Source organism: Aeromonas sp. R7-4, from assembly GCF_040908055.1.
Lineage (GTDB): Bacteria > Pseudomonadota > Gammaproteobacteria > Enterobacterales > Aeromonadaceae > Aeromonas > Aeromonas sanarellii.
Map to the genome: position 1 here is coordinate 1 of NZ_JBFODA010000047.1, position 11,776 is coordinate 11,776.

Genomic DNA, 11,776 nt, shown 5'->3' on the forward strand with positions numbered 1-11,776 from the left:
AGTGGTAGCGCGGTGATATCCGATGGATTGGCCTGTTTCAAAGCGGTCAAGGAGGCCAATTGTGAGCACCTGGGTGTTGTCACCGGGGGCAACCTGGACTGGCTGGATCATCCGGCATTCAACTGGGTAAACACGATGATAGGAAATGTGAAAAACTCGCTGCGGGGCAGTTGCCATACGCTCGGAGCGAAGCATTTACCAAGGCATCTTGCGGAATACTGCTTCCGGTTTAATCATCGTTTTGACCTCAAGAGCATGTTGGTTGAATTGGGGCATGCAGTCGTGGCAAGCCCTCCGATGCCATATCGGCTCTTGAAGCTGGCTGAGGGTCATGGGTAATCAGGTTTTTATATGAAGAATATGCATGAAAAAGAATATTATTCACTTCACTAACAAGCTAGATTATCTAATTGATATATTTAACTCTGGAGGATTTAAACTAGCATACTGCGGTGAAATATTTAATGTTAATGGAAGAAGAATTTCTAGTGCTGCTCATCCAATGGTTTGCTTTAGTGGCTACTCTGAAAATGACTTGCAAAACCGTAATGTGACATATGGACGCTATGGCATCCAAATGAAACAAAGCTGGGTGCAGAGTAAAAAAGTGACTCCTGTTCTTTATGTAGATGAATCATCGCAGGTTGCATTGTCATTGGGTAAATTACTAAAGGCAAGACAAGGACGTGAGCAGTTTAAATTACCAGACGAACTAAGGCTTCCTATTATTCAACTTAAGTGTTTCACCAAGAACACTAGAGGATATAACAGCTATTTTAAAATACATAACTTCCCATTCCATGAAGAAAATGAATGGAGGTTCGTCCCCACAATTGCTGAATTGAAAGATGCGAAACTGTCTCAAAATCTCTCAACATACATGAAAAACAAAGTAAAGCATCAAATTGTTTTAAGTGGTCATCAATTAGATTTCTCACTGGAGGATATCGAATTAATTTATGTTCGGCATGAGAATGAAATACGCCAGATTTCAATGCTTATTGGGAACAACATCCCTATAAAAACCTCCCCTTGGGTCACTGACATAAAGGCGTATAAAAGGGCGTGTAAATGACAATTTAAGAGTGTTTCACAACTTTAACCCCGACTCCATGATTGAGCCTTGTCATTATATTTAAATAGGTTAATCAAGGTATTAGTGTTATGCACGACTTCATTTAACGCTATAAACTATAGCATGAGGAAATATCCGAAACATGTCTGAACCAAAATTATTTATTTCATATTGTTGGTCGAGTCCCGAACATGAAGAGTGGGTTTTACGACTTGGTACTGAGCTTCGAGAAAATGGAGTGGATGTAATATTAGACAAATGGGATTTGAAAGAAGGTAATGATGCAAACGCATTTATGGAAAAAATGGTTTCGGATGAAGAAATCAAGAAAGTCATATTGGTTATAGATGAGCAATATAGCGATAAAGCTAACGCGAGAAAAGGAGGTGTTGGCACAGAAACCCAGATTATTTCTGCCGAAGTTTATGAAAGCGTCGATCAAAATAAATTTGTTGCTGTAATAGCGAGTCGAGATTTGAATGGAAAAGCAAAGCTTCCTATTTTTTACAAATCCAGAATATACATTGATTTATCTGACGAAGAACTTTATGGAAAAAACTTTGAACAACTTCTGAGATGGATTTACAACAAGCCTTTAAATGTAAAGCCTGACATTGGTAAAAAGCCCGCTTTCTTAGATGAAGATAAAAAAATATCATTAGGGACATCAGTTTCTTATCGAAGATTAATTGAAGCCATAAAAAACAACCGTTCACATGCACACGGAGCATTAGTTGAATATCTGAACTTATTCTCAGAAAACATTTCACGTTTTAGGCTAGAACCAAGTAATGGAATTAATGATTTTGATCAAAGAATAGTAGATAGCATTGAGCAATCTATACCTATTAGGAATGAATTAATAGAGATTTTTAGTGTTATTGCTCAATATGAACAGATGACAGCTTCAGCTCCGGTTATACATAAATTTTTCGAATCTCTCATACCATACCTCGATAGACCAGAGGGAGTCACCTCCTATCATAAGTGGGACTGGGACAATCTAAAATTCATTATTCAAGAATCTTTCATTCTATGTATTTCCATTTTCTTGAAGTATGAAAGATTTGATATAACCTCTTACTTATTAAATCAGAGATTTTACATTCAAAATGATGTTCGTTATGGGCGTAGCACCATGGCATCCTTCGGAGTATTTCGCAACTATCTAGAATCTCTTAACCATCGGAATAGTCGACTACAACTTAATCGACTATCTGTTCACGCAGATATGCTCAAGGAGAGGTGCACAGATTCAGGCATTTCATTCAATACAATAATGCAAGCAGACTTTGTTTTGTATCTCGCAGAGGCCTTGCGAGGAGTTAAGGAAGGCCGAAGGCAAGATTGGTGGCCTGAAACCCTTGTTTTCAAATCATTTCACGGTGGAACATTCGAAATTTTCCTTAGGTCTGAATCTGTTGAGTACTTTAGCCGCCTAGCTCCAGTTTTAGGCATAAGTAAGAAAACAGACCTAGTGCCATTTGTGGAAGGCATGAAAGACGATTCTATATACGTTCCTAAATGGCAATTTGATAGAATAGATCCTTTAGAGTTAATGAATTATGAGAATCTATGCACACGTCCATAACAAAGTACGACAGGGACAAGAAGATTAGCTGACAAGAAATAAAAAAGGGGGGATGCCCCCTTTTTTATCAATATTCGGTACTGACTATCAACCTCAGTCAATCAACCCCCGCAGCCTTAGCGCAGTCAGCAGCTCATCCACCAGCGCAGCGACCGGCTTGCCGGCGTTCAGCAGGTGGATTTCCGGCTGCTCGGGGGCCTCGTAGGCGGAGTCGATACCGGTAAAGTTGCGGATCTCCCCGGCTCGCGCCTTCTTGTAGAGCCCCTTGGGGTCGCGCTCTTCACAGACGGCGAGCGGCGCATCGACAAACACTTCGACAAACTCCCCTTCACCCACGAGGTTGCGCACCAGTTCCCGCTCGGCACGGAACGGTGAGATAAAGGCGGTGAGCACGATCAGGCCCGCATCCACCATGAGTTTTGCCACCTCGCCGACCCGGCGGATATTCTCCTGGCGGGCGGCGTCATCGAAGCCGAGATCGCCACACAGGCCGTGGCGCACATTGTCCCCATCCAGCAGGTAGGTGTGCTTGCCCGAGGCGGCCAGCGCCTGCTCCAGGGCTCCCGCCAGGGTGGACTTGCCCGCCCCGGAGAGGCCGGTGAACCAGATCACCAGGGGCTTTTGCCCTTTCAGTTCGGCCCGGCTCCGCTTGTCGACGGCATGGTCGTGCCACACGATATTGCTCATTCACACTCCTTGCTTGGCGCTCGCGCCTTAAAACGGAAACAACAGGGGCACCATGACGATCACCCCCAGGCTGTAGGCCAGGGAGACCGGCAGGGCCAGCCTGAGGTAGTCCGGCATCTTGTAGTTGCCTGCGGCATAGACCATGAGGTTGGTCTGGTAGCCGTAGGGCATGATGAAACTGGAGCTCGCCCCGAACAGCACCGCCAGAATGAACGGCATGGTGGAAACGTCCATGCTGAGCGCCAGCTGGTAACCCATGGGGAAGGCCAGGGCCGCGGCGGCGTTGTTGCTCATCAGCTCGGTCAGGATCAGGGTGAAGAAATAGAGCCCGATAAACGCCACTATGGGGCTGGAACCGTTGAACTCCCCCATCAGCCAGTCGGCGATCAGGCGCGCCAGGCCGCTCTTCTCCAGCTGATCGGCGATGGCGAGCGCCCCGCCCACCACCAGCCAGATGTCCAGGGGAAAGCGGCGACGGATCTCGTCCAGGGTCAGGATGCGGGTCAGCAGCAGCGCCACCAGCATCACCAGCAGCCCCTTGAAGAGCGGCACCAGATCGAGCACCGACAGGGTCAGCACCCCGAGAAAGCCCGCCACCACGGCGGCGCTGCGCTTGCCATCGAGCCGGGTGGAGGCCTCCAGCCCGCTCACCACCACGAACTCCCGGGAGAGGGACTTGTTGCCCGCAAACTTGGGGCCCGGCGCCAGCAGCAAGGTGTCGCCCGCGTGCAGCTCAATCTGGCCGAGGCCGCCGGTGAGCTGGGTCTCGCCCCGGCGCACCGCCAGCACCACCGCATCGAAGTGGGTGCGGAATTCGGCATCCTTGATGGTTTGCCCCACCAAGCGCGAGCTGTGGCTGACGATCACCTCCACCAGATGCTGGCCGTTGAGCCTGTGCTGGCCGTAGAGATCCAGCCCTTTGAGCTCCTGCAGCACGCCGACGCTCTCCACATCGCCGCAAAACAGCAGCATGTCCCCCTCGTGCAGCTCGTGCTCCGGCTGCACCGGGCAGATCACCTGGTTGCCGCGAATGATCTCGGCAAGATAGAGGCTTTTGAGGCTGCGCAGGCCGTTCTCCTTGACGCTGCGCCCGGCCATGGGGGAGCCGGGGCCCACCTTGGCCTCGAGAAAGTAGCCGGATTCCCGGCTCATCTCGGTGTCCTGCTCCGGCAGGTGGCGGGCAAACAGCAGCACGGCGATGAGGCCGGTCAGCAGGGTCCCCGCCCCCACCATGAAGAAGTCGAACATGCCGAGCGGCTCGGCCCCCATCTTGATGAGGAAGCTGTTGACGATGAGGTTGGTGGAGGTGCCGATCAGGGTCAGCACGCCGCCAAAGGTCGCCGCGAAGCACATGGGCAGCAGCAGCCGTGACGGCGCATGGTTGGGGTTGCGCTTGACCGCCCCCAGCATGGAGGCCACCACGGCGGTGTTGTTGACGAAGGCAGACAGGAAGGCGGTGGAGAACCACACCTTCACCAGCACCTTGTTGAATGAACCCGTGCCCACCAGATTGGCGAACCAGCTCATGATGCGGGTCTTCTCCACCGCCAGCGACACCAGCAGCAACAGCACCAGCGTCAGCAGGGCACTGTTGGTGTAGCCCGCCACCACGGCGTTGATATCCGCCAGCCCGCTCAGGTAGGTGATGAGCACGGCGCCCGAGAAGAGCAGCGCCGGGCGGAGTTTGCCCTGGATCAGCAGGGCCACGAGAGCAGCCAGCAGACCCAGCACCAGGGATTGTTGCCAGGTCATGGGCTTACTCCTTGCTGGCGTCGTTGCTGATGGTCAGCGCCTGCCAGTGGGGGAAGTGCTTGCGCACCAGGGCGTTGAGCTCCACTTCGAACTCGCTGTAGTGCCCTTTTACCGCCTTGGCCGCCAGCCCTTCCACTATCATGCCGGCACCGACGGTGACGTTGGTCAGCCGGTCGATGAGGATGAAGCTGCCGGTGTCGCGGATCTCCTGATACGGGTCGAACGCCACCGGGTCGGTGAGGCTCAGCTCGCACAGGCCGATCTCGTTGAGCTTGAGCTCGCTCGCGTCCAACTCGTCCAGCTTGTTGATCTCGATGCGGTGGCGGATGGCCTCCACCTGACCGCGACTCTTCTTGGTGGCCAGCTTGACGTCGTAGACCCGGCCCGGTTGCAGGGACTCCTCCCCCATCCAGACGATATGGGCCAGCACATTCTGGGTCACTTGCGGCCGCTTGGCGGCATCCACCAGCAGGTCGCCCCGGCTGATATCGATCTCGTCGGCGAAGGTGACCGTGATGGCCTGACCAGGCAGGGCGTACTCCAGATCCCCGTCGAAGGTGACGATGCGGGTCACCGTGCTCTCCTTGCCCGACGGCAGCACCGCAAGCCGGTCGCCCACCCGCAGGATGCCGGAGGCAAGCGTCCCCGCGAAGCCGCGAAAATCGAGGTTGGGGCGGTTCACATACTGCACCGGCAGGCGCACCGGATGGCGCTCCAGCTCGCGCTCTACCTCGGCGGATTCCAGCAGAGCAAGCAGGGTTTCGCCCTGATACCAGGCCAGCTTGTCGCTTGGGTTGACCACGTTGTCACCGTCCAGCGCCGAAACCGGCACGATATGGATGGTGTCGACGCTGAGCTTCCTGGCGAACTCGCGGTAATCGGCACTGATGCGCTCGAACACCTCCTGGCTGAACTCCACCAGATCCATCTTGTTCACCGCCACCACAAACTGCTTTATCCCCAGCAAACTGGCGATAAAGCTGTGGCGACGGGTCTGATCCAGCACGCCCTTGCGGGCGTCGATCAATATGATGGCCAGATCGCAGGTGGAGGCGCCGGTGGCCATGTTGCGGGTGTACTGCTCGTGGCCCGGCGTATCCGAGATGATGAATTTGCGCTTGGCGGTGGAGAAGTAGCGGTAGGCCACGTCTATGGTGATGCCCTGCTCGCGCTCGGCCTGCAGGCCGTCCACCAGCAGCGCCAGATCCAGCTTCTCGCCCGTGGTGCCGAGCTTCTGGCTGTCGGACTCCAGCGCCTTGAGCTGATCTTCATAGATCTGCTGGGAGTCGTGCAGCAGGCGGCCGATGAGGGTGCTCTTGCCGTCGTCCACGCTGCCGCAGGTGAGAAAGCGCAGCAGGCTCTTGTGCTGCTGGGCGTGCAGGTAGGCTTCGATGCCCTGTTCGCTGATGGCGGTCTGAATGTGGTTGTTCATGTTGCGATTCCTTAGAAATATCCCTGACGCTTCTTCTGCTCCATGGAGCCGGCCTGATCGTGGTCGATGAGCCGCCCCTGCCGCTCGCTGGAGGTGGTGATCAGCATCTCTTCGATGATCTCCGGCAGGGTGGTGGCGTTGGATTCGATGGCGCCGGTCAGCGGGTAGCAGCCGAGAGTACGGAAGCGCACCAGCTCCTGCTTCACCTCGTCCTCCGGACCTATGGGCATGCGATCGTCATCCACCATGATCTTGATGCCGCCGCGCTCCACCACGGGGCGCATGGCCGCGAAATAGAGCGGCACTATGTCGATGTTCTCGAGGTAGATGTATTGCCAGATGTCGAGCTCGGTCCAGTTGGAGAGCGGGAACACCCGGATGCTCTCCCCCTTGTTGACCTGACCGTTGTAGACACGCCACAGCTCGGGTCTCTGGTTCTTCGGGTCCCAGCGGTGGGACTTGTCACGGAAGGAGTAGACCCGCTCCTTGGCCCGGGACTTCTCCTCGTCGCGGCGCGCGCCACCGAAGGCGGCGTCGAAACCGTACTTGTTGAGCGCCTGTTTGAGCCCCTCGGTCTTCATGATGTCGGTGTGCTTGCCGCTGCCGTGCACGAAGGGGTTGATGTTCATGGCGAGCCCGTCCGGGTTCTTGTGGACGATGAGATCCAGTCCGTACTTCCTGGCGGTCTCGTCCCGGAACTTGATCATCTCCTTGAACTTCCAGTTGGTGTCCACGTGCAGCAGGGGGAAGGGGATCTTGCCCGGATAGAAGGCTTTGCGGGCCAGGTGCAGCATGACGGAGGAGTCCTTGCCGATGGAGTACATCATCACCGGGTTTTCAAATTCGGCGGCCACCTCGCGGATGATGTGGATGCTCTCGGCCTCCAGCTGTTGCAGGTGTGTCAGTCTTTCACGGTCCATGTCTGGGTCCTCGGTTCATTGCTATCGCGCCGGCTCGGGCGCGGTCTTGGTTCAGTTCGGTGCCGCCTGGGCCGCACCGTCAAATCGATTCACGTCGTGCCGGCCCTCAGGCCAGGCTCACCAGCTTGAGCTCGTGGCCGCTGTCGGCCTCCCGCCCTTGCGCCGCCTCGCCAAACCAGGCGAGCCGCTTGCGCAGGGCCACCACCTCGCCGATGACGATGAGGGAAGGGCTCACCGCCTGCTCGGCCAGCTCGGCCAGGTCAGCGAGGGTGCCGGTCAGCACGCGCTGGCGGGCGGTGGTGCCCCGCTCTATGATGGCGATGGGAGTGGCGGCACTTCGGCCATGGCTCACCAGCTGTTGCTGGATATGCTCGGAGCGCATCAGCCCCATGTAGATGACCAGGGTCTGGTTGGTGGCGGCGAGTTGCTGCCAGTCGGGCTCCTTGCCCTCCTTCTGGCAGTGGCCCGTGATGAAGACGGCGCTCTGGGCGTGGTCGCGGTGGGTGAGCGGAATGCCCGCATAGGCGGTGGCACCGGCCGCCGCCGTGATGCCGGGCACCACGGAGAAGGGGATGCCCTCCTCTGCCAGTACTTCCAGCTCCTCGCCGCCACGGCCGAACATGAAGGGATCCCCCCCCTTGAGCCGCACCACCCGGTTGCCCGCCTTGGCGAACGTAACCAGCAGGCGGTTGGTCTCCTCCTGCGGCACGCTGTGGGCGCCGGCCTTCTTGCCGACCGACACCAGGGTGGCGTCGCGGCGCACCAGGTCCAGGATCTCGGGTGAGACCAGCTGGTCATAGAGCACCACTTCGGCCTGCTGGATCTGTTGCAGCGCCTTGAGGGTCAGGAGGCCAGGATCGCCTGGGCCCGCCCCCACCAGCACCACTTCCCCCACCTCGGTCTGGGCCTTGTCGAGCCCCTCGTTCAGCCACTGCTCGGCCCCCTGCCAATCGGCTTTCTCAATCAGACCCGCCAGGGTGTTGGAGGCAAAGGCCCGCTCCCAGAAGCGACGGCGATCCGAGAGGGAGGCCAGCACCCGCTTGGCCCGGCTGCGCACCCGGCCGGAGAGCTCGGCCAGGCCGCCGAGATGGCGGGGCAGCAGGCTCTCGAGCCGCTCGCGCAGCAGGCGCACCAGCACGGGGGCCTTGCCGCCGCTGGAGACGGCCACCACGATGGGGCTGCGATCGATGATGGAGGGGAAGATAAAGCTGGAGCGCTCGGGGTCATCCACCAGGTTGACGAAGAGGCCGCGCTCGGTGGCGCTCTGGTAGACCAGGGCATTCACCTCGAGATCGTCGGTGGCGGCCACCACCAGGATCTGGCCCGCCAGATGGGCCGGGTCGAAGCACGTCGCCAGATGGGTGAAGCGACCGGCAAATTCATGGAAATCGGGGTCAATGGCGGGAGAGACCAGGGTCAGCCGGGCCCCCGCCGCCAGCAGCAGGCGCGCCTTGCGCAGGGCGACCTCGCCCCCGCCCACCAGCAATACCGGGCGGCCTTCCAACCTGGCAAACATAGGTAAATAATCCATCAGGGCCCACTCCTCGGCATCGCGACATCTGGGGCGACTATAGGCAGGAGCGCTTATCCCTCAAAATAATAAAAAATGCTCTTTAATGCGTTTTGGTAATTAGTAAAACCGCATCGCGGCAAAGGAAAGCGAATCCCCTTGTGGTGGATGGCACCAGCCCCTAGGCTAGTGAAAGTGTTTCATAAGGAGCTTAATAATGAATGAGTCATTGATTGTATTGGGGATCTTCATATTCCTGGTGCTCGCCACCCTGAGCGCCGGCATCAAGATAGTGCCCCAGGGCTACAACTGGACGGTGGAGCGCTTCGGCCGCTACACCCGCACCCTCTCCCCCGGCCTCAACCTGCTGATCCCCTACATCGACCGCATCGGCCACAAGATCATCATGATGGAGCAGGTGCTGGACATCCCGGCCCAGGAGGTGATCTCCCGGGACAACGCCAACGTCACCATAGACGCCATCAGCTTCGTGCAGGTGGTGGATGCCCGCAAGGCGGGCTACGAGGTCAACGATCTCACCAGCGCCATCCGCAACCTCACCATGACCAACATGCGGACCGTGCTGGGCGCCATGGAGCTGGACGAGATGCTCTCCCAGCGCGACACCATCAACGAGAAGCTGCTGCGCACCATGGATGCCGCCACCGCCCCCTGGGGCATCAAGGTGACGCGGATCGAGATCAAGGACGTGCGCCCTCCCCTGGCCCTGGTGGAAGCCATGAACGCCCAGATGAAGGCCGAGCGCCAGAAGCGGGCCGAGGTGCTGGAAGCCGAAGGGGTGCGCCAGTCCAAGATCCTGAAAGCGGAGGGGGAGAAGCAGTCCCAGATCCTCAAGGCCGAGGGTGAGCGCCAGGCCGCCTTCCTCGCCGCCGAGGCGCGGGAGCGGGCCGCCGAGGCGGAAGCCAAGGCGACCCATATGGTCTCGAAAGCTATAGCGGAGGGGGATCTGCAGGCCATCAACTACTTCGTGGCCCAGAAGTACACCGAGGCCCTGGCCCGCATCGGGGAAGGTCCCAACAGCAAGGTGGTGATGATGCCCCTGGAGGCGGGCAGCCTGATCGGTGCCGTGGCCGGCATGGCCGAGCTGTTCAAGGATGGCAAGGGCGGCAAGTCATGACAGCCCTGTTCGAGGGGCTGACCCACTGGCACTGGCTGGGGCTCGGCTTCGTGCTGCTGGCCATCGAGGTGCTGGGGTCGGTGGGCTTCCTGCTCTGGACCGGCATCGCCGCCCTGGAGGTGGGGCTCCTGCTGCTGGTCTGGCCCTTTGGCTGGCAGGCGCAGCTGCTGCTGTTTGCGGTGCAGTCCCTGCTCACCACCTGGGCCTGGTGGCGCTGGCAGCACCGCCGGGATCGCTCCGGGCAGGATGCCGCCGCCCCCATCAACGAGCGGATGCAGAGCTATCTGGGGCGGGAGCTGACCCTGCTGGACGACGTCAGCCAGGGCATGAGCCGGGTCCACCTGGACGACACCGTCTGGACGGTGCGCTGCAACCAGCCGCTCCTCGCAGGCACCAGGGTCAGGGTGACGGGATACGACTCCCATATCCTGCTGGTGGAGCCGCTGCCCTGAGCGGGCGATACCCCCAATGGCCATAAAAAAACGGGCCCGACGCGAGTGCGCCGGGCCCGTTCTTCAATGAGGTGCGGGCTTAGTTGGCCTTGGCATCGCTCACTGCGGCTTCTGCCTTGGTGGCCACGTCAGCGGCAGCCTTCTCGACAGTTGCGGAAGCTTCGGAAGCAGCCTTCTCGACAGTTGCGGAAGCTTCGGAAGCAGCCTTCTCTACGGTAGAGGCAGCTTCGCTAACAGTTGCAGCAACCTCGGCGGCCGGAGTAGCAGCCGGAGCGGCAGCTTCTTCTTTCTGACCACAGGCGGTCAACATCAGACCCAGGATACCGGCTACCAGTACTTTGTTCATGTACATATCCTCAAATAAAAATGGAGAGACGGTCTGCACGACCATCACTACTGTGCGCCTTGCCCCCGTGAAGAGTCCATCAGGACGGGAGCCAAGAGACGCGCGAAATATAACGCCATACCGAGCCAATGAAAACGCGTATCACAATGATATTTTCTCGTTGGCTGGATGAAAAGAACTACTACAGCGCCTGATATTAATACAAAAAACCACTCTTTACGCGATACATCGAAATAAAAAGCCGCATAAATGATCTTTATCAGTCAAACGCTGCCATTTTGAGCAAACGGCAGCGCCGACTCAGTCAGACAACTTCTGACAAGCCAGTCGCCGACCCTGGCTGTGGCTCTCCCTGGCAAGATCCAGCAGCGCCATCACCGCCAGCGCTTCGGGGGCGGGCACAGGGTTGGCCCCCTCCCCCTTGATGGCGGCGCAGACCGCGCGGTAGTAGGCGCCGTAATCCCCCGCCTCGCCGGCCACGGTCTGCTGCACAAGCTCGCCGTCCCGGATCTGGCTGAGCTGGCCGGGCACGGGATCCACGCCCCAGTCTGCCGCCGGTGGCCGCTTGCCCTGCTTGAGCTGCTCCTCCTGCACGTCCATGCCGAACTTGACGAAGGAGCCCTGGCTGCCATGGACGACGAAGCGGGGCATCACGGCCGACACCAGGCAGCTGCCGTGCAGGATCACCCGGCGCTCCCCATACCCCAGCACCACGTGGAAGTAATCGTCGCTCAGGGCCCCCGGGCGCTGCCGGGCGAGATCGGCCTGGATCCAGTCAGGCTGGCCGAACAGCTGCAGGGACTGATCCAGGATATGGGGGCCGAGATCGAACCAGAGGCCGGAGCCCGGGCCACCCGCCTCGCGCCAGCGCTG

General features: G+C 58.0%; 12 protein-coding genes. 5 read left to right on the top strand and 7 right to left on the bottom strand.

Annotation, left to right across the window (positions count from 1 at the left end; all coding sequences use genetic code 11):
- The 3 genes from AB5Y72_RS12830 to AB5Y72_RS12840 all read left to right on the top strand — a co-directional run.
- Positions 1 to 339, top strand: a 339-nt coding sequence (locus AB5Y72_RS12830) for a transposase (RefSeq protein ID WP_336583559.1), incomplete at its 5' end; no start/stop codon positions are given.
- 25 nt (positions 340 to 364) lie between these two features.
- Positions 365 to 1,075 (top strand): abortive infection system antitoxin AbiGi family protein, encoded by a 711-nt coding sequence (locus AB5Y72_RS12835; protein WP_325782909.1) that lies wholly within the window; start codon positions 365 to 367, stop codon positions 1,073 to 1,075.
- A 142-nt stretch (positions 1,076 to 1,217) separates the two neighbouring features.
- Positions 1,218 to 2,666 (top strand): SEFIR domain-containing protein, encoded by a 1,449-nt coding sequence (locus AB5Y72_RS12840; protein ID WP_325782908.1) that lies wholly within the window; start codon positions 1,218 to 1,220, stop codon positions 2,664 to 2,666.
- A gap of 93 nt (positions 2,667 to 2,759) precedes the next feature.
- Here AB5Y72_RS12840 and cysC read toward each other — a convergent pair whose 3' ends face one another.
- The 5 genes from cysC to cysG all read right to left on the bottom strand — a co-directional run bounded on the left by cysC (position 2,760) and on the right by cysG (position 8,988).
- Positions 2,760 to 3,353 (bottom strand): adenylyl-sulfate kinase, encoded by a 594-nt coding sequence (gene cysC, locus AB5Y72_RS12845; RefSeq protein ID WP_325782907.1) that lies wholly within the window; start codon positions 3,351 to 3,353, stop codon positions 2,760 to 2,762.
- Between the two features lie 27 nt (positions 3,354 to 3,380).
- Positions 3,381 to 5,105, bottom strand: a complete 1,725-nt coding sequence (locus AB5Y72_RS12850) for an SLC13 family permease (protein WP_325782906.1) — start codon at positions 5,103 to 5,105, stop codon at positions 3,381 to 3,383.
- 4 nt (positions 5,106 to 5,109) lie between these two features.
- Positions 5,110 to 6,537 carry a sulfate adenylyltransferase subunit CysN gene (gene cysN, locus AB5Y72_RS12855; protein WP_325782905.1) on the bottom strand — a complete coding sequence of 476 codons (1,428 nt, stop codon included), beginning with the start codon at positions 6,535 to 6,537 and terminating at the stop codon, positions 5,110 to 5,112.
- Between the two features lie 11 nt (positions 6,538 to 6,548).
- Positions 6,549 to 7,457: a sulfate adenylyltransferase subunit CysD gene (gene cysD, locus AB5Y72_RS12860; RefSeq protein ID WP_042077153.1), complete on the bottom strand. Its 909-nt coding sequence runs from the start codon at positions 7,455 to 7,457 to the stop codon at positions 6,549 to 6,551.
- A 106-nt stretch (positions 7,458 to 7,563) separates the two neighbouring features.
- Positions 7,564 to 8,988 carry a siroheme synthase CysG gene (gene cysG, locus AB5Y72_RS12865; RefSeq protein ID WP_325782904.1) on the bottom strand — a complete coding sequence of 475 codons (1,425 nt, stop codon included), beginning with the start codon at positions 8,986 to 8,988 and terminating at the stop codon, positions 7,564 to 7,566.
- 196 nt (positions 8,989 to 9,184) lie between these two features.
- On the opposite strand from cysG, the gene AB5Y72_RS12870 reads away from it, so the two are divergent.
- On the top strand, positions 9,185 to 10,105 hold the full coding sequence (locus tag AB5Y72_RS12870; protein WP_042077157.1) for an SPFH domain-containing protein: 921 nt from the start codon (positions 9,185 to 9,187) through the stop codon (positions 10,103 to 10,105).
- Positions 10,102 to 10,557: an NfeD family protein gene (locus AB5Y72_RS12875; RefSeq protein WP_219143541.1), complete on the top strand. Its 456-nt coding sequence runs from the start codon at positions 10,102 to 10,104 to the stop codon at positions 10,555 to 10,557. The genes AB5Y72_RS12870 and AB5Y72_RS12875 overlap by 4 nt, the downstream gene beginning before the upstream one ends.
- 79 nt (positions 10,558 to 10,636) lie before the next feature.
- Here AB5Y72_RS12875 and AB5Y72_RS12880 read toward each other — a convergent pair whose 3' ends face one another.
- A complete protein-coding gene (locus AB5Y72_RS12880) occupies positions 10,637 to 10,903 on the bottom strand; it encodes a hypothetical protein (protein WP_209794083.1) in 267 nt (88 codons plus the stop codon).
- A 300-nt stretch (positions 10,904 to 11,203) separates the two neighbouring features.
- Positions 11,204 to 11,776 (bottom strand): Gfo/Idh/MocA family oxidoreductase (locus AB5Y72_RS12885; protein WP_368199058.1); only part of this gene is annotated, 573 nt, incomplete at its 5' end.